Raw genomic sequence first — 16,212 nt, forward strand, 5'->3', positions numbered from 1 at the left:
ATGAACCCGACCGATCCGATTGCCGCGGTCACGCACCGCGATCCTTACCCCTACTATGCGGCGCTCGTCGACGGGCCGCCGCTCGTGTTCGATGCCACGCTCGGCCTGTGGGTCGCGAGCAGCGCCGCGAGCGTGAGCGCCGTGCTCGGCCATCCCGCGTGCCGCGTCCGGCCGCTCGCCGCCCCCGTGCCGCCCGCGCTGTGCGGCACGACGGCGGGCGAGCTGTTCGCGCAGCTGATCCGGATGAACGACGGCGCGCTGCGGCACGACGTGCCGAAACGCGCGATGCAGGCCGCGCTGGCGGCGGTCGACACGGAGGCGCTGCGCCGTCGCGCGTCCGTGCTGGCCGCGCAGCGCCGGCCGGCGCGTGGGCCCGACGCGCTGGACGCCTGGTGCATGACGGTGCCGGTCTGCGCGGTGGCCGACCTGCTCGGCTTCGACGACGCGCGGCTCGACGGCGTCGCCGCATGGGTGACCGACTTCGTCGCGGCGCTGTCGCCGCTGTCGACGGATGCGCAACTGGCCCGTGCGAGCGACGCGGCCGTGCACCTGCTCGAGCGGATGACCGCGCTCGTCGCCGCGTCGCGCACGGACGGCCGCAGCCTGGTCGCGGCGGTGCAGCACGCGGCGCGGGACGTCGGCTGGCACGCGAGCGGCGCGCTGATCGCGAACCTGGTCGGGCTGCTGTCGCAAACCTGTGAGGCGACGGCGGCGTGGCTCGGCAATACGCTGGCTGCGTGGCTCGACCCCGGCCACCATCCCGATGGCGGCAGCATTCCAGTGGACGACGACGCGGCGCTCGACGCATTCGTCGCGGAAGTCGCGCGCTTCGACGCGCCGGTGCAGAACACCCGGCGCTTCGTCGCGGCGCGCACGACGCTGGCCGGCGTGACGGTCGATGCGGGCGACGCGATCCTGGTGGTGCTCGCGGCGGCGAACCGCGATCCGGCCGTGCACCGCGATCCGCACCGTTTCGTGCCGGGCCGGCCGCCGGGGCCGGCATTCGGCTTCGGCGCGGGGCCGCACGGCTGCCCGGGCGAACGGATCGCGCGGGCGGTGACGGCAGGGGCGGTGGGGGCGTTGCTGCGCGCCGGCGGCTTGCCGCCGCGCGACGCATTGAGCTGGCGCTACCGGGCCTCGACCAACGTCAGGATGCCGAAGTTCGAGGCGGCGCGCTAAAGGGAAAGGAGACTCAGCGGCAGCCCTGCTTCTGCGCCCACTGTTCCTGGGCGGCGACGCGGCGCTGCACGCGTTCGACGAGGCCGGTCGAGAAGGTCCGCATGCTGATGCCGCGGCGCTTCGCGAGGATGTCCTGCACGACGTCGGCGTGCGGGTTCGGCTGGCAGGCCCAGTAGAGGGTCATCAGCCAGCCGATTCCGGTCCACGCGAACAGCGCGTTGAACAGCGCGATCGTCAGCTTGTCGTGGCGGCGGCGCCGGTCGGCGATGATCGCCGGCAGGAAGTAGAGCGCGATCGCGGCGACTGAGCCGGCGACTTGAATCAGGACTTCGGTCTGCATGTTGCTGCTCCATCCGGACTGCAATGGGACCGATTGTCGCGCTTTTCCCGTTGACGTGCAGACAATTGATTGTTGCGCTTTTGGTGACGATCAGGCGGCCAGGCTGTCCGTCGGACCGGCTTCGCTGGCCAGCGCGAAACCCTCGTCGCACCAGCCCGTGACGCCGCCGATCATCAGCTTGACCGGCCGGCCGAGCCGCGCGAGGCGGATCGCGGCGCGGGCCGCGCCGTTGCAGTGCGGCCCGGCGCAGTAGACGACGAACAGCATATCGGCCGGATAATCGGCCAGCTTGCCCGCGACGATCTTGCGGTGCGGCAGGTTGCGCGCGCCGGGCACGTGGCCGGCGGCGTATTGGGCGGGGCTGCGCACGTCGAGCAGCACGAAATCGGGCGCGCCGGATGCGAGCGCGTCGTGCACGTCCCAGCAATCGGTCTCGAAGCGCAGCGACGCTTCGAAATGCGCGAGGGCGGCGGGGCTGTCGGCGGCGGGAACGTCGGTGACGTAAGACATGCGGGGTTTCTCCTGAAGGGCGCGGGACGCGATGAACATGGGGTCAGTATCGCGGTTCGGCGTGCCGCGCGGCAGTGGCGCAATCGACAAGTTCCGGTAACATTGCGCCATGCAAAACCATCTCGTCGTCGCGCTCGCCTACGATCGCCTCTGCACCTTCGAATTCGGCTGCGTGGTCGAACTGTTCGCGCTCGAGCGCCCGGAGCTGGGCGTCGACTGGTATCGCTTCGCGGTGTGCGCGAGCGAGCCGGGCCCCGTGCGCGCGGCGGGCGGCATCACGGTGGCCGCGCCGTACCGGCTTGCAATGCTCGATCGCGCGGACACCATCGTGATTCCCGGCTGGCGCGACCCCGACGAGTTGCCGCCCGAGCCGCTGCTGAAGAAGCTGCGCGCCGCGCACCGGCGCGGCGCGCGGTTGTGCTCGATCTGCTCGGGCGTGTTCGTGCTCGCGGCGGCGGGCGTGCTCGACGGGCTGACCGTGACGACGCACTGGCGTTACGCGGAGCGGCTGCAGGCGCGCTATCCGGCGCTGACGGTGAATCCGGACGCGCTGTACGTCGACGCGGGGCAGGTGATCACGTCGGCCGGCTCGGCGGCCGGGCTCGACATGCTGCTGCATCTCGTGCGCCGCGATCACGGCGGCGCGATCGCCAACCGTGTCGCGCAGCGGCTCGTGCTGCCGCCGCATCGCGACGGCGGCCAGGCGCAGTTCGTGCCGCGCCCGGTCGCGCCGGGCGGCAGCGACCGGCTCGCCAGGCTGATCGACTGGATGCGCGCGCATGCGGCCGAGCCGCATACGCTCGCGTCGCTGGCCGCGCACGCCGCGATGAGCCCGCGCACGCTGCAGCGGCAGTTTGCCGACGCCACCGGGATGTCGCCGGTCACGTGGCTGATCCGCGAGCGCGTGAACGTCGCGAAGGACTTGCTCGAGGCGAATCCGGCACTGCCGCTCGCGCAGGTGGCGATGCGCGCGGGCTTCGGATCGGAGGAGTCGCTGCGCCGGCACTTCCGGCGCATCGCGGCGACGAGCCCGGCCGCTTACCGGAAGGGGATGGATCGTGGCGTAAGATGCTGACGGCCCGGCACGAGGCGGAGGGCCCGCCTTGCCGGATGCGCACGCACCACGACAAAAAAGGAAAACACCTGATGGGCCTGTTGGGAAAACTGTTCGGCAAGAAATCTCGCGAAGCGGAAGCGGCGTCCGCGTCGACGTCATCGGAACCGCCCGCGCCGCAGACGCCACCCGAAGCCGCGCGCGACGAACCCGACATCGCGCCCGAACTGGCGCCCGCGCTGGCGGCCTTCCAGGCCGGGAGGCACGAGGCAGCAATCGCCGCCGCCGCGCCGCACGCCGAGCGCATCGCGGACGCAAGCCGCCTGTGCGCGCTGGCCTATTCTGCGATGCACCGCTACCCGGAAGCGTTTCCGTACTGGCTCTCGCTGTTCGACAAGGAGCCGAGCGCGCACAACGCGGTGCAACTGGCGACCACGTCGGTGATGTGCGGCGAAGTGAAGCGCGGCGAGGCGTGGCTGCAGAAGGCCGCGGAGGTCAACCACGAAACGCACGAGCAATCCGACGTCACCGCGCGCACTCACTTCATTTCCGCGCTGACGCAGAGCGGCCATTTCGCGGAAGCGCTGCCGCACCTGACCTGGGTGCGCGACGTTTATGGCCACGTGCGCATCACCGATTCGACGTTCCTCTACATGCGCGGGATTCCGTTCTTTTCGGCGTTTCTGGAGAACAGTCTCGGCATCCTGAAAGCCACGCAACCGGCCGAGGCAGTCGAAGCGTGGTACGGCGCACTCAAGGGCAAGCTCGACGACGACGGCGACGCGCAACTCGATGCGTGGATCGGGCAACTGCAGGAGAAACCGGCCGGCTGACGGCCGGCCGGGGTCGCGATGATCGCGACGCCCTGCCGCAAGCCGGCGGGGCGTCGCTCGCGCTGCGCGATCAGCGCGTGTTGGCGTCGCCTGCCTTGCGCTTGATGCACGCGATCCGATACACGCCGTCCTCGACTTCCACGCCATGCGTATCGTGCGTGAAGCCGGGGAAGCGCAGGTCGAACTGCTCGAGCGCCTTCAGGTAGCCGAGCAGCGGCCCGTCCGACGGCCCCGCGTTCTCGCCCGGCATCAGCAGCGGGATGCCCGGCGGATACGGCACGACGCCGGTCGCGACGGTGCGGCCTTCCATCTCCGACAGCTCGAGCATCTCGATCTCGTTGTGCACGAGGCGCTCGAACGCTTCCGCCGGGCTGAAGTCCGGCGTCGGCAGCGTCGAGAAGCCGCGCGACATCATCTCGGTCGTCTTCAGGTCGCTCATCGCGTTGAACATCAGGTCGCACAGATCGCGCAGGCCGAGCTTGCGATAGCGGTCGGGATAACGCGCGACGAGATCGGGCAGCACCTGCTCGAGCGGCGCGTTCGCGTCGTAGTCGCGCTTGAAGTCGAGCAGCGTGTTGACGAGCGTGCCCCACTTGCCCTTCGTCACGCCGAGCGAGAACAGGAACAGGATCGTGAAGTCGGTCGTCTTCTCGACGACGATCCCGTGCCGGTCGAGATACGCGGTGACTATCGTCGCCGGGATGCCGACCGGCATCAGCCCGCCGTTCGGCGACACGCCCGGCGTGACGATCGACACCTTGATCGGGTCGAGCATGCAGTAGTCGTCCTCGATGTCGCCGAAGCCGTGCCACGCGTCGCCCGGATGCAGCACCCAGCACGACGGATCGGCGACCAGCAGCGCCTCGTCTGCTTCATGGAAGCGCATGCGCCGGCCCGTCTTGCGGTCGACCACCGTGTCGGGCTGCCAGCCGTTGAAGAACCAGTCGTCGTTTTCCTCGCATTCCGCATGCAGGCGGCCGAGCATCTGCCGGAACGCGACCGCCTCGCGGATCGCGTCGGTGGTCAGCGCCTCGCCGCCGGGGCCGTCCATCATCGCGGCGCTCACGTCGTTCGACGCGATGATCGCGTACTGCGGCGACGTCGACGCATGCATCATGTACGCCTCGTTGAAGCGCGCATGCTCGATCGGGTTGCGGCCGTCGCGGATGTGGATGAACGACGCCTGCGACAGCGCGGCGAGCAGCTTGTGCGTCGATTGCGTCGCGAACACGGTCGGCTTGCTCGCGTCGTGCCGCGCGGGGTCGCCGTGCATCGCGTGGCGGTCGCGGTACAGCGGGTTGAAGCGCGCGTAGCCATACCACGCTTCGTCGAAATGCAGGCGGTCGACGCTCTGGCCGAGCAGATCCTCGATGCGCGCGACGTTGTAGCACAGGCCGTCGTACGTCGAGTTCGTGATCAGCGCGTGCACGGGCGTCGGGTCGATGCCGTCGCGGCCCTTCACGAGCGGGTTGTGCTCGATCGACAGCCGCACGGCGGCGGCGGTCAGGCGCTCGGGCATGATCGGCCCGATGATCCCGTAATGGTTGCGCGACGGCACGAGGTAGGTCGGGATCGCGCCCGACATCGTCATCGCGTGCTCGGCCGACTTGTGGCAGTTGCGGTCGCACAGCGCGACCTGGTTGCGCGTGACGCTCGCCATCAGGATCACGCGGTTCGACATCGACGAGCCGTTGGTCACGTGGTACGAGCGATGCGCGCCGAACACGCGCGCCGCATAGCGTTCGCTTTCGCCGATCGGGCCCGAGTGGTCGAGCAGCGAACCGAGCTCGCCGACCGAGATCGACAGGTCGGAGCGCAGCAGCGCCTCGCCGAAGAATTCGAAATACGCGCGGCCGACCGGCGATTTCAGGAACGCGGTGCCGCCCGTGTGGCCCGGCGTATGCCACGAATACTCGTATACGCGCGAGAACTTCGCGAGCGCGCGGAACATCGGCGGCAGCACGGTTTCGCGGTAGCGTTCGATCGCCGCGACGATGCGCCCGCCGATGAACGCGGTGGTGTCCTCGAGCATCCAGATGAAGTCGTCGGCCTTGCGCATCGCTTCGACCGGCACCGCCGCCGCGCTCGCGCGGCTCGCGAGCAGGAACACCGGCACGGTCGCATTGCGCGCGCGCATCGCGTCGAGCACCGACTGCGCCGGCGCGTGGGTCGCGTCGCCGCCGAGCTCCCAGTTCAGCAGCAGGCACTGGATCGCCGGGTCGGCGTTGACGACCGCGCGCGCATCGTCGGCGGATGTCGCGATCACGACGTCGACGAGCCGTTCGCGCAGCTCCTCGGCGAGCGCGGTCGCGGCGCGTCCGGTGGCGGTGCGCTCGTCGATGTCGTGCTGCACCAGCAGCGCCTTCATGCCGAGGCGGCGGAATGACTGTTGGGTCAAGGAAGCGGTCATGTGTTATTCCCCCGTTTGCTGGGTTGCTTGGGCGCCCGCCGCGGCGATCGGCGAACGGGCGTGAAGGACGTCGGCCTGATGGCGGCCCACGGAGATCCAGAAGGTCGCGGCAAGCGCGGCGATGGTGACGGACAGCGCGACGTAGCGCACCCAGCGCGGCGAGCGGCCGCCCGGATGCACGTGGGTTTCCTCGATCTCGCGCTGGCGGTTGATCGACAGCTCGTAGAACACGATCGTCGCGACGACGAAGATCAGCGACCAGCGCGTCTGCTGGCCGTCGGAGCCGACCATCGCCCACAGCGCGTAGAGCGCGCCGATCAGCCCGACGATCGTGTAGAACGTGAACTGGTGCGACGGCATCTTGCCGTAGCCGAGCACCTTGATCGCGATGCACGAGTAGATGTACGGCAGCAGCGTCATGATCACCGCGATCGACGCGATCTTGCCGAACTGCTCGCTCGCGCTCGGCGACATCGTCGCGAGCACCTGAACCGACATGATCACCGCGACGATCGCGAGGCCCGCCGACGGCACGTTCTTCGAGTTGACACGCGCGAACACGCCGGCGAACAGGCCGTCGTCGGCGGCCGCCTTCGCGGTCTGGCCGACGAGCAGCGTCCAGCCCGCGAGCGAGCCGAGGCAGCCGAGCGCCGCGCACAGCGCGACCGCGTTCGCGGCGGTGTTGCCGAGCGCGAGGCGCGCGGCGTCCGCGAACGGCGCGCTCGACGCGAGCAGCGCCTTGTTCGGGATCATCCCCATGATCACCGTCGAGCTGAGCACGTAGCAGACGGCCGCCAGCACGACGCCGCCGACGGTCGCGATCGGCACGTTGCGCGACGGGTTCTCGACCACGCCCGCCGACACCGACGCGCTCTCGACGCCGATGAACGCCCACAGCGTGAAGTTCAGCGTCGCGCCGATCGCGCTGAAGCTGCTCGCGCCGGACACGTTCCAGCCCGCGAAATAGACGTCCTTGCTGAACCAGAACCAGCCGAACACGGCCATGCCGAGGATCGGCACCAGCGCGAAGATCGTCGTGACCGACTGCACCTTGCCGACGACGTTCGGCCCGAGGATGTTCGCGTACGTGAACAGCCAGATCACGAAGATCTGCGCGAGCGCGAACACGAGCGGATCCTTCAGCACCGGGAAGAAGTGCGTGAGGTAGCCGAGGCCCGCGACCGCGAGGCCGACGTTGCCGAGCACGTTCGCGAGCCAGTAGATCAGGTTGGTCTGGTAGCCCATGTACGGGCCGAACGACTTGCGCGCATACGCGTACGGGCCGCCTGCGACAGGGTCGATCGCCGCGAGTTTCGCGAACACCAGCGCGAGCGACACCGCGCCGACCACGGTGATCAGCCAGCCGAAGATCGCGATGCCGCCGGTCGCGGCGAGGTTCGCGGGCAGCATGAAGACGCCGGAGCCCATCATGTTGCCGGCGACCATCAGTGTGGCGGGGATCACGCCGATTTTCGGCGCGGACGTGTCGGTGGTGACAGCGGGAGAAGATGTGGCCTCGGACATGCGAGCCTCCGTGGGTTGGGCGGCAGGGAACGGCGGGAATGACGCCGGCGGCCGTGCAATGACGCGCGGCCAGTGAGTTTGTTTGCCCGGATGTTATCGCCTTGCTGTCAATAAAAGTGACGCCTGACGTCCTATTCAAAGGACGTTTGACGGCGATCATTCAATAAATCGAAACGAATTGACGTTTCGTTGAGATGCGGGGATTTGAAGAGCGGAAGGTTCGCCCGGGACACGCGTGCCGGGGCGCGGTCGCCTCGATGCCGGATGTCGGGCGTCTTCGGAAGGAGAGGGGAGGGTCGAGGGCGCGGGCCGCCGCCGCAAGTGCGAATCGATCCGTAACAGATCCGCATCGCGAGCGCCGCCGCGAGCGCCGCCAGTCGGCGCGCCGGTCGCGGCGGCGGCATCGCTCAGGCGCGTGGTCGCAGCACCACGATGCCGGGCGTATTCTTCACGTATTCGAGAAACGGCGTATCGACGACTTTCATATTGGCTTTCTTCGACGACGCATTGCGCAGCATCGGCCCGTCGCGCGTCTCGATGAAGAAGCCGACGTGCGTGACGTCGAGACCGTCCGCTTTCGCGTAAAAGCCGATGAAGTCGCCGGTGCGCAGCCGGCTGACGACGTAGTCATCGACGAATTCGCTCGGGATATGGACGATATCGCGCGAGACGACCGGCAATCCCGGCAGGTAGGTGCCGCCGTCGGCCTTCCTGTTGAGCTGCTTCGGGACCGTGACGGCGTGGACGCTGATCGAGGCGGTGACGTCGTCGGCCAGCAGCTGCGGCTGGTTGGCCCAGTCGGTGAAGAAATGGCGGCGGTGCGTGAAGCCGATGTCGCCGTTCACGTAGCGCGTGCGGACGAGACGGCTGGCGTAATCGGCTTTCGTCGTCGCCTTTCTTGCGGCCTCGACGTAGTCGAGATAGGTGAAGCAATCGAGTCCGCTGAAGTCGATCACCAGTTGTTCCGGCGTGGTCGCGGACCCTTTCAACATGTCGCCTCGGTAAGGCGTGCCAAGGAATTCGCGCGACAACGCTTCGACGAGCTGGCCGACGTCGCCGTCCGGATGCGCGGCGCGTATCGCCAGCAACGCGTCGAGCTTGCTGGAGGTCGCTTCGTTCATGTTCGCCAACGCGGCTTGTTGCTGCGTTGTCGTTTCGTCCGGCGGCAGCGAAGACGAAACGGTTGCGTCGCCGCCGCAACCGGCCAATGCCAGTGCGACGACGAGCGGTGCCAATTTTCTGAAATTCATTTCAATTACCTTGAGCCGGCTGGCGCCGAAAAATGCTGTCCATCGTCAGCGGTTGTCGTGAATTGATCAAATCGGATTCCAAGGAAGTCACTTGCGGTACGAATTGCCGGATGAGGCCGGCGCTGCACGATATTTAATGGACGAACGAACCTCAAGAAATCTAAATGAAATCTCAACGAAATCTGAACGAAGTGTGAATTCCCGGGGAATGCCGCGATGGCGCCGGGGTGCGTGGCGCCGCTGCGCGCGGCGATAGCGGCCGCCGCACGGGCGCGACGGGCGGCCGACCGCGCACGCCGGCGCAGCGCTTGCACAGCCGGCCTTGCCGGCCGCGAAACGCCGCCAGCGGCGTATGATCGAAAATTCCTTGACCATCGAATCCGGCCCGCCATGACCCTCATCGATCCTGCTCCCGACCACGACACGCACACGGCATGCGGCGCGCCGCTGCCTTCCCGCCTGCCGTTGATACAGGCTCCGATGGTCGGTTCGTTCAGCCCGCTTGCGATTGCCGTGTGCGAAGCCGGCGGCCTCGGTTCGCTCGCTTGCGCGGCGCTCGGCCCGCAGCAACTGCGCGATGAGATCGCGGCGATTCGCGCTCGCACGGCGGCGCCGTTCAACGTCAATTTCTTCTGTCACACGCCGCCCGCCCCGGACGATGCGGTCGAGGCACGCTGGCGCGCGGCGCTCGCCGGCTACTACGCGGAGGCCGGCCTCGATCCGGCGGACGTGCGGGGCGGCCCCGGCCGCGCGCCGTTCGACGACGCGATGTGCGCGGTGGTCGAGGATCTGCGGCCGGCCGTCGTGAGCTTTCACTTCGGGTTGCCGGACGACGCGCTGCTCGAGCGGGTGCGGCGCACCGGGGCGCGGGTCGTGTCGTCGGCGACGACGGTCGAGGAGGCACGCTGGCTCGATGCGCGCGGCGTCGACGCGATCGTCGCGCAAGGTGCGGAAGCGGGCGGCCATCGCGGCATGTTCCTGACCGACGACATTCATGCGCAGCCGGGCCTGTTCGCGCTGCTGCCGCAGGTCGTCGATGCGGTGCGTGCGCCGGTGATCGCGGCGGGCGCGATCGCCGACGGCCGCGGCATCGCGGCCGCGTTCGCGCTCGGCGCGCGGGCCGTGCAGATCGGCACCGGCTACCTGCTGACGCCGCAGGCCGGCCGTTCCGCGCTGCATCAGGCGGCGGTGCGCGCGGCGCGCGACGACGGCACGCGCGTGACCAATCTGTATACCGGCCGCCCCGCGCGCGGCCTGATGACGCGCTTCATGCGCGAGCAGGGGCCGATGAGCGCGCTCGCGCCCGCGTTTCCGCTCGCGACGGCGGCGGTCGATCCGCTGCGCGGCGCGCTCGAGCGGCAGGGCCGCGACGACTTCTCGCTGCTGTGGTCGGGCGAGGCGGCGGCGCTCGCGCGCGACGAGGATGCCGGCGCGCTGACGCGCCGCCTGTGGGACGACGCACTCGCGTGCGCCGCGGGGCTCGGCGCGGCGTTCCCGGCGGCGCGCTGAACGCCGGCTGAAGGAGCGGGGCGCGGCCGTCGGCGTATCATCCTGGTTTTCGTCAGCCCGATCCAGGCACCCCACCATGACTTCCGTCGACACTACCCCCGTCCTCGACCATGACAAGCTCGTGACCTTCGTCGAGCGCAAGTGGAACGATGAAATCCTCCATGCCCTGACCGACTACATCGCGATCCCCGCGAAAAGCCCCGCGTTCGACCCCGACTGGGCGAAGCGCGGCTATCTCGAGCGCGTCGTCACCGATGCCGCGCAATGGGCCGAACGCCAGCCGGTCAAGGGCCTGAAGCTCGAGATCGTGCGCCTGCCGGGCCGCACGCCGGTGATCTTCTTCGAGACGCCCGCGACGCGCTCGGGCAGCACGGACACGATCCTGCTGTACGGCCACCTCGACAAGCAGCCCGAATTCGACGGCTGGCGCGCGGATCTCGGCCCGTGGACCCCGAAGTACGAGAACGGCAAGCTGTACGGCCGCGGCGGCGCGGACGACGGCTACGCGATCTACGCGAGCCTCGCGGCGCTCGGTGCGCTCGACGAGCAGGGTGTCGAGCGGCCGCGCTGCGTCGGCCTGATCGAGACTTGCGAGGAGTCGGGCAGCTACGACCTGCTGCCGTACGTCGACGCGCTGCGCGACCGGCTCGGCCAGGTGTCGCTCGTCGTGTGCCTCGATTCCGGCGCCGGCAACTACGACCAGATGTGGCTGACGACGTCGCTGCGCGGGCTCGTGTCCGGCGACCTGCAGGTCGAGGTGCTCGAAGAGGGCGTGCATTCGGGCGTGTTCGGCGGCATCGCGCCGTCGAGCTTCCGCGTGATGCGCCAGTTGTTCGAACGGCTCGAGGATGCGAAGAACGGCAACCTGCTGCCGGGCGCGTTCCATTGCGAGATTCCCGCGAGCCGCCTGCAGGAAGCGGACGCCACCGCCGCGATCCTCGGCGATGCCGTGTGGAAGGGGCTGCCGTGGGCGTGCGGCGCGGACGGCAAGCCGGTGCTGCCGACCACGACCGACCCGCGCGAGGCGCTGCTGAACTCGACCTGGCGGCCGTCGCTGTCGGTGACCGGCGCGGCCGGCCTGCCGCCGCTCGCCGACGCGGGCAACGTGCTGCGCCCGCGCACCGCGTTCAAGCTGTCGCTGCGCCTGCCGCCGCTCGTCGACGCCGCGCAGGCCGTGCAGCAGCTGAAGGCATTGCTCGAGCTCGATCCGCCGTACAACGCGAAGGTCACGTTCAAGCCCGACGCGGGCGCGGCGACCGGCTGGGCGGCGCCCGATCTCGCACCGTGGCTCGCGTCGTCGCTCGACGCCGCGTCGCGCCGCCACTTCGGCGCGGACTGCGCATACATGGGCCTCGGCGGCACGATCCCGCTGATGAACGTGCTGCAGGCCGGCTTCCCGGCCGCGCAGTTCATGGTGTGCGGCGTGCTCGGGCCGAAGTCGAACGCGCACGGCCCGAACGAGTTCCTGCACGTGCCGTATGCGAAGAAGCTCACGGCGGCCGTCGCCGACGTGATCGCTTCCGCGCGCTGAGCGGCTGACCGCCCGAGCACCGATCCCACCCGCGAGGAAACACGCCGATGAGCGAACCGCACCAGCCGCCCGCCACCGACCCGCTGCGCATGCGTGCCGATCAGCTGCACGCGTTCGTTGCCGCGATCTGGGCGCGGGCGGGCAGCAGCGAGCGCGAGGCGCGGCTCGTCGCCGATCATCTGGTCGGCGCGAACCTCGCGGGCCACGATTCGCACGGGATCGGCATGATCCCGAACTACGTGGCGTCGTGGCGGGAAGGGCAGCTCGCGCTGAACGCGCATGCGGCGATCGTGCGCGACGCGGGCGCGGTGCTGACGATCGACGGCGGGCGCGGCTTCGGCCAGGTGATCGCGTTCGAGGCGATGGTCGGGGGCATCGAGCGGGCGCGGCGGATAGGCATCTGCGCGGTCGGCCTGCGCGACGTCCATCACCTCGGCCGCATCGGCCACTGGGCCGAGCAATGCGCGCGCGCGGGCCTCGTGTCGTTCCATTTCGTCAACGTGCCGGGCGACCTGCTGGTCGCGCCGCTGAACGGCGCCGATCCGCGTTTCGGCACGAATCCTTTCTGCGCGGCCTATCCGCGCGCGGGCAAGCCGCCGCTGCTGCTCGACTTCGCGACGAGCGCGATCGCGTACGGCAAGACGCGCGTCGCGTACAACCAGCACAAGCGCGTGCCGGCCGGGTCGCTGATCGACCATCGCGGCCGGCCGACCGACGATCCGGCCGTGATGCACGAGCAGCCGTTCGGCGCGCTGCTGCCGTTCGGCCTGCACAAGGGCTATGCGCTCGCGGCGATGTGCGAGATCTTCGGCGGCGCGCTGGTCGGCGGGCACACGACGCACGATGGCACGCTGCAGAAGACGAGCGCGATCGTCAACGGGATGCTGTCGGTGCTGATCGATCCGCAGGCGTTCGACGCGGCCGATGCGCAGCGCGAAGCCGACGCGTTCGTCGCGTGGGCGAAGGCGTCGCCGCAGGTGGGCGACGCGCCGGTGCGGATGCCCGGCGAGCCGGAAGAGGCAAGCCGCGCCGTGCGCGGCGCGGACGGGATTCCGGTCGACCCGGCGACCTGGCGGCAGATCCGCGACAGCGCGGCGGCCGTTGGTTTCGCCGACGCGGAACTCGACGCGTGGACGCAGCGCTGCACGGAGCGCGCGTGAGCTGGCAGTCGGAGAAGGCGCACGGCGAGGAGATCGCGTATCAGCTCGCGAGCCTCGGCGCGGTCGAGGTCGCGCGGTTCTTCAGCGGCGCATCGCTGCGGATCGACGGCGTGATGTTCGGCTTCATGTCGCGCGGGTCGCTGTTCCTGCGTGTCGACGACGTCAACCGCCCGGCGTTCGTCGCGGCGGGGATGGGGCCGTTCTCCTATCCGGGGCGCACGCGCACCGTCGCGCTCGAGGGCTATTACGAAACGCCGGCCGACGTGCTCGAGGACGCGGGCGCGCTGTTCGACTGGTGCCGCGGCGCATATCGCGCCGCGCTGCTGGCCGGCCCGCGGCCGGCGAAGCGCAAGCCGAAGCCCAAGCGCGCGACATGACAGCGCAGGCCGCGGAGGGCGTCGCGGCCGGCCATTTATCCGCATTCCGTTTCAGCGCATCGCGCGTGCCGGTTTGCCCGGCATGCCCGACACCTTGTCCGCGGTCCGGTTTCACCGACGCCCGCGCTTCACAACCGGCGGCACGGCGTTTATGATCGGCGCGGTCGTGCCCCGCAGACGGCGCGCAGAACGCCACGCGGCACGCTTCCCCACTCATCATCCATCCAGATGGAGACAACCGATGCTCGTGCTGATTCTCGGTTTGGCGATCTTCCTCGGTGTGCATTCGATTCGCCTCGTCGCGGACGGCTGGCGATCCGAGCAGATCGCCCGTCTCGGCGAGAAGGGCTGGAAGGCGCGCTATTCGGTCGCGTCGCTCGTCGGTTTCGTGCTGATCGTCTGGGGCTACGGCATCGCGCGCGGCGGCGCGACGCTGCTGTGGGTGTCGCCGGCCGGCGTGCGGCACCTGACCGGGATGCTGACCGCGATCGCGTTCGTGCTGATCGCGGCGTCGCACGTGCCGGCGAACCGCATCAAGGCGCTCGTCGGGCATCCGATGGTGGCCGGCGTGATGGTGTGGGCGGTCGCGCACCTGCTCGCGAACGGCACGCTGCATGCGGTCGTGCTGTTCGGCGCGTTCTTCGTCTGGTCGCTCGCGAGCTTCGTGGTGTCGCGCGCGCGCGATCGCCGGGACGGCGTGCGCTACCCGGCCGGCAAGACGTCCGGCGACGCGATCGCGATCGTCGCCGGCCTCGTGATCTGGGCCGTGTTCGCGCTGTTCCTGCACGGCTGGCTGATCGGCGTGCGGCCGTTCGGCTGAGCGGGGGCGGGCCCCGGCGCCGGCCTGTGACTTCGCCGGTCAGAACGGCTTGGCGAACAGCCCGATCGTCAGCGCGACGCCGATGCACACGATGCCGATCCGCAGAATCCGCTCGTTGACGCGGTGCAGCGCCCACGAGCCGAGCAGGCCGCCGACGATCGCGCCGCCGCCGAGTGCGAGCGCGGCGGGCCAGTGCAGCAGCGGCGAGGTCAGGAACAGCACGACCGCCGACGCGTTCATCACGCCCGCGAGCGCGTTCTTCGTCGATGCCGCGTGACGCGGCGACAGGCCCGCCATCGTCAGCGCGGCCATCATCAGGAAGCCGATCCCCCCGCCGAAGTAGCCGCCGTAGATCGCGATCGCGAACTGCGCGATTGCCGTCGTCACCGGGCCGAGATGGACGGTTTCCTGGCTCGGCTTGCGAAAGAAGCTGCCCCACGCGAACACGGCCGTCGCAAACAGCACGAGCCACGGCACGAGCCGGGAGAAGATCGACGACGGGGTCTTCAGCAGCAGCAGGCCGCCGAGCGCGCCGCCGACGATGCTGATCATGAACAGCGCGCGAAACGGCAGCTTGCCCGCGCCGCGCACCATCTGGCGGCTGGCCCAGCCGGTCGTGACCTGCGCGGGAAACAGCGCGACCGTCGACGTGATGTTCGCGGCCAGCGGCGACATGCCCGACACGATCAGCGCGGGCAGCGTGACGAACGAGCCGCCGCCGGCGAGGGAGTTCTGCAGGCCGGCCCAGAGGCCGGCGAGGATGACGAGCGTGAGCATCGGTGCGGGAGCGGGTGGTGGACGAGGCCGGCATGCCGGGGGCGGGCAGTCGCGGCGGACGCAAGATGGTAATGCAGGATCGCGGGCGCCGGAAGCGTGGGCCGTTCGCGTCGCCGCATCCCGGATTCAACCGTGAGGGAGTTCGCCGGGATCCGGCTCGCCGGTGTGGTCGGCCGCGCGCGGATACACGATCGTGCCGTCGGGCTGAGCGACGGCGCCCGGCGTGAGGCGGGCAGGCTCGAGACGGTTCGGCCCGATGATATGGAAGACGGTCTCGCCGCGCGCGATCAGGTAGTCGGCAACGATGCGCCGGTGACAGCGCCACCACACGGCTTCCGCGCACATGACCGCACAGCGCTGCCGGCGCCCTTGCTCGATCAGGTGGTCGAGGCCCGCGCGAAACGCCTCGGTGAGCGCGTAATCGGCGTAGCGATGAAAGCTGTCGTTGGTCCAGAAGCCGTTGACGTCGTCGGACACGCTCCGCGTCTTGCCGCGCAGGCCGCCGAGCGCGGCGACGTGTTCGTACGCGATGTCGAATGCGGCGAGCGCGACCGGGAGCGTCGTTTCGTTGTATTGCGGGTTGGTTCGGGAGCGCGGCATCTTGCGGACATCCGCGAGCAGCGCGATGTCGGCGTCGGTCAGCATGCCGATGAAGTCGTCGAGCGTGCGGTCGGAATGACCGATCGTGAAGAATGGCAGCTTCACGCGTCCCCCTTTCCGGAAACGCGCGGGAGCACGCGGCCGCGATGCGCGGCGACGGGGTCGGGCCTGTCGCTCCTGGTCTCGTACTGCGGATCGCCCGGCGACGCGTGGTGCCGATGGCCCTTGCAATCGAAATCTGGCGTATGAATCTCGATGATCGTACCCGTCACGTGGCCGGCCGCGGAATTCCACGTGACCCGGTCGCCCGTCTTGAACCTCGTCGTCATGTTGCAGAT

At 69.6% G+C, this 16,212-nt stretch carries 17 protein-coding genes; 9 read left to right on the forward strand and 8 right to left on the reverse strand.

Going from position 1 to position 16,212, the window contains the following annotated elements; all coding sequences use genetic code 11:
• Entirely contained in the window at window positions 1-1,179 is a 1,179-nt protein-coding gene (locus ABFO07_RS18710) for a cytochrome P450 (protein WP_060148635.1), read from the forward strand.
• Between the two features lie 13 nt (window positions 1,180-1,192).
• Here the strand turns inward: ABFO07_RS18710 and ABFO07_RS18715 are convergent, their stop codons facing one another.
• Together ABFO07_RS18715 and ABFO07_RS18720 are read right to left on the reverse strand one after the other, a co-directional pair.
• Window positions 1,193-1,519, reverse strand: coding sequence for a superinfection immunity protein (locus ABFO07_RS18715; protein WP_059562551.1), 327 nt, complete (start codon window positions 1,517-1,519; stop codon window positions 1,193-1,195).
• Window positions 1,520-1,609: 90 nt separating this feature from the next.
• Entirely contained in the window at window positions 1,610-2,029 is a 420-nt protein-coding gene (locus tag ABFO07_RS18720; protein ID WP_060148634.1) for a rhodanese-like domain-containing protein, read from the reverse strand.
• Window positions 2,030-2,138: 109 nt separating this feature from the next.
• Between ABFO07_RS18720 and ftrA the strand changes: the two genes are divergently transcribed.
• On the forward strand, window positions 2,139-3,104 hold the full coding sequence (gene ftrA / locus ABFO07_RS18725) for a transcriptional regulator FtrA (RefSeq protein ID WP_059987016.1): 966 nt from the start codon (window positions 2,139-2,141) through the stop codon (window positions 3,102-3,104).
• 71 nt (window positions 3,105-3,175) lie between these two features.
• On the forward strand, window positions 3,176-3,916 hold the full coding sequence (locus ABFO07_RS18730; protein WP_059884799.1) for a hypothetical protein: 741 nt from the start codon (window positions 3,176-3,178) through the stop codon (window positions 3,914-3,916).
• A 70-nt stretch (window positions 3,917-3,986) separates the two neighbouring features.
• On the opposite strand, the gene ABFO07_RS18735 is transcribed toward ABFO07_RS18730, so the two are convergent.
• From ABFO07_RS18735 to ABFO07_RS18745, 3 genes are all read right to left on the reverse strand, one after another.
• Window positions 3,987-6,326, reverse strand: coding sequence for an Orn/Lys/Arg decarboxylase N-terminal domain-containing protein (locus tag ABFO07_RS18735; RefSeq protein WP_059562562.1), 2,340 nt, complete (start codon window positions 6,324-6,326; stop codon window positions 3,987-3,989).
• A 3-nt stretch (window positions 6,327-6,329) separates the two neighbouring features.
• Window positions 6,330-7,850, reverse strand: coding sequence for an arginine/agmatine antiporter (gene adiC, locus ABFO07_RS18740; protein WP_059987010.1), 1,521 nt, complete (start codon window positions 7,848-7,850; stop codon window positions 6,330-6,332).
• A 407-nt stretch (window positions 7,851-8,257) separates the two neighbouring features.
• Window positions 8,258-8,971, reverse strand: a complete 714-nt coding sequence (locus tag ABFO07_RS18745) for a DUF1460 domain-containing protein (RefSeq protein WP_230948298.1) — start codon at window positions 8,969-8,971, stop codon at window positions 8,258-8,260.
• On the opposite strand from ABFO07_RS18745, the gene ABFO07_RS18750 reads away from it, so the two are divergent.
• From ABFO07_RS18750 to ABFO07_RS18775, 6 genes are all read left to right on the forward strand, one after another.
• A complete protein-coding gene (locus ABFO07_RS18750; protein ID WP_230941833.1) occupies window positions 8,970-9,161 on the forward strand; it encodes a hypothetical protein in 192 nt (63 codons plus the stop codon). The two genes, ABFO07_RS18745 and ABFO07_RS18750, sit on opposite strands and share 2 nt — an antisense overlap.
• Before the next feature lie 329 nt (window positions 9,162-9,490).
• A complete protein-coding gene (locus ABFO07_RS18755) occupies window positions 9,491-10,609 on the forward strand; it encodes an NAD(P)H-dependent flavin oxidoreductase (protein ID WP_059562572.1) in 1,119 nt (372 codons plus the stop codon).
• Window positions 10,610-10,685: 76 nt separating this feature from the next.
• The gene (locus ABFO07_RS18760) at window positions 10,686-12,140 is read left to right on the forward strand and encodes a M20 family metallopeptidase (RefSeq protein WP_059803804.1); all 1,455 of its coding nucleotides are present in this window, start codon (window positions 10,686-10,688) and stop codon (window positions 12,138-12,140) included.
• A 47-nt stretch (window positions 12,141-12,187) separates the two neighbouring features.
• Window positions 12,188-13,300 (forward strand): malate/lactate/ureidoglycolate dehydrogenase, encoded by a 1,113-nt coding sequence (locus ABFO07_RS18765; protein WP_060148633.1) that lies wholly within the window; start codon window positions 12,188-12,190, stop codon window positions 13,298-13,300.
• Window positions 13,297-13,677 (forward strand): TfoX/Sxy family protein, encoded by a 381-nt coding sequence (locus tag ABFO07_RS18770; RefSeq protein ID WP_059562663.1) that lies wholly within the window; start codon window positions 13,297-13,299, stop codon window positions 13,675-13,677. The genes ABFO07_RS18765 and ABFO07_RS18770 overlap by 4 nt, the downstream gene beginning before the upstream one ends.
• Before the next feature lie 241 nt (window positions 13,678-13,918).
• Entirely contained in the window at window positions 13,919-14,497 is a 579-nt protein-coding gene (locus ABFO07_RS18775; RefSeq protein WP_059562581.1) for an NnrU family protein, read from the forward strand.
• A 39-nt stretch (window positions 14,498-14,536) separates the two neighbouring features.
• Here the strand turns inward: ABFO07_RS18775 and ABFO07_RS18780 are convergent, their stop codons facing one another.
• The 3 genes from ABFO07_RS18780 to ABFO07_RS18790 all read right to left on the reverse strand — a co-directional run bounded on the left by ABFO07_RS18780 (window position 14,537) and on the right by ABFO07_RS18790 (window position 16,203).
• Window positions 14,537-15,274, reverse strand: a complete 738-nt coding sequence (locus ABFO07_RS18780) for a sulfite exporter TauE/SafE family protein (RefSeq protein WP_059803798.1) — start codon at window positions 15,272-15,274, stop codon at window positions 14,537-14,539.
• Between the two features lie 126 nt (window positions 15,275-15,400).
• A complete protein-coding gene (locus ABFO07_RS18785; RefSeq protein ID WP_059884751.1) occupies window positions 15,401-15,979 on the reverse strand; it encodes a DUF488 family protein in 579 nt (192 codons plus the stop codon).
• Entirely contained in the window at window positions 15,976-16,203 is a 228-nt protein-coding gene (locus tag ABFO07_RS18790; protein WP_060148683.1) for a DUF2945 domain-containing protein, read from the reverse strand. The genes ABFO07_RS18785 and ABFO07_RS18790 overlap by 4 nt, the downstream gene beginning before the upstream one ends.
• Window positions 16,204-16,212 lie beyond the last annotated feature (9 nt).

Source organism: Burkholderia stagnalis, assembly GCF_039848545.1.
Lineage (GTDB): Bacteria > Pseudomonadota > Gammaproteobacteria > Burkholderiales > Burkholderiaceae > Burkholderia > Burkholderia stagnalis.

What these genes read in the sequence shown, in the direction of transcription:
- ABFO07_RS18745 (WP_230948298.1), bottom strand. Translation starts at nt 8,971, where the DNA reads ATGAACGAAGCGACCTCCAGCAAGCTCGACGCGTTGCTGGCGATACGC.
- ABFO07_RS18765 (WP_060148633.1), top strand. Translation starts at nt 12,188, where the DNA reads ATGAGCGAACCGCACCAGCCGCCCGCCACCGACCCGCTGCGCATGCGT.
- ftrA (WP_059987016.1), top strand. Translation starts at nt 2,139, where the DNA reads ATGCAAAACCATCTCGTCGTCGCGCTCGCCTACGATCGCCTCTGCACC.
- ABFO07_RS18730 (WP_059884799.1), top strand. Translation starts at nt 3,176, where the DNA reads ATGGGCCTGTTGGGAAAACTGTTCGGCAAGAAATCTCGCGAAGCGGAA.
- ABFO07_RS18790 (WP_060148683.1), bottom strand. Translation starts at nt 16,203, where the DNA reads ATGACGACGAGGTTCAAGACGGGCGACCGGGTCACGTGGAATTCCGCG.
- ABFO07_RS18780 (WP_059803798.1), bottom strand. Translation starts at nt 15,274, where the DNA reads ATGCTCACGCTCGTCATCCTCGCCGGCCTCTGGGCCGGCCTGCAGAAC.
- ABFO07_RS18735 (WP_059562562.1), bottom strand. Translation starts at nt 6,326, where the DNA reads ATGACCGCTTCCTTGACCCAACAGTCATTCCGCCGCCTCGGCATGAAG.
- ABFO07_RS18710 (WP_060148635.1), top strand. Translation starts at nt 1, where the DNA reads ATGAACCCGACCGATCCGATTGCCGCGGTCACGCACCGCGATCCTTAC.
- ABFO07_RS18775 (WP_059562581.1), top strand. Translation starts at nt 13,919, where the DNA reads ATGCTCGTGCTGATTCTCGGTTTGGCGATCTTCCTCGGTGTGCATTCG.
- ABFO07_RS18715 (WP_059562551.1), bottom strand. Translation starts at nt 1,519, where the DNA reads ATGCAGACCGAAGTCCTGATTCAAGTCGCCGGCTCAGTCGCCGCGATC.
- ABFO07_RS18750 (WP_230941833.1), top strand. Translation starts at nt 8,970, where the DNA reads ATGTTCGCCAACGCGGCTTGTTGCTGCGTTGTCGTTTCGTCCGGCGGC.
- ABFO07_RS18720 (WP_060148634.1), bottom strand. Translation starts at nt 2,029, where the DNA reads ATGTCTTACGTCACCGACGTTCCCGCCGCCGACAGCCCCGCCGCCCTC.
- adiC (WP_059987010.1), bottom strand. Translation starts at nt 7,850, where the DNA reads ATGTCCGAGGCCACATCTTCTCCCGCTGTCACCACCGACACGTCCGCG.
- ABFO07_RS18760 (WP_059803804.1), top strand. Translation starts at nt 10,686, where the DNA reads ATGACTTCCGTCGACACTACCCCCGTCCTCGACCATGACAAGCTCGTG.
- ABFO07_RS18755 (WP_059562572.1), top strand. Translation starts at nt 9,491, where the DNA reads ATGACCCTCATCGATCCTGCTCCCGACCACGACACGCACACGGCATGC.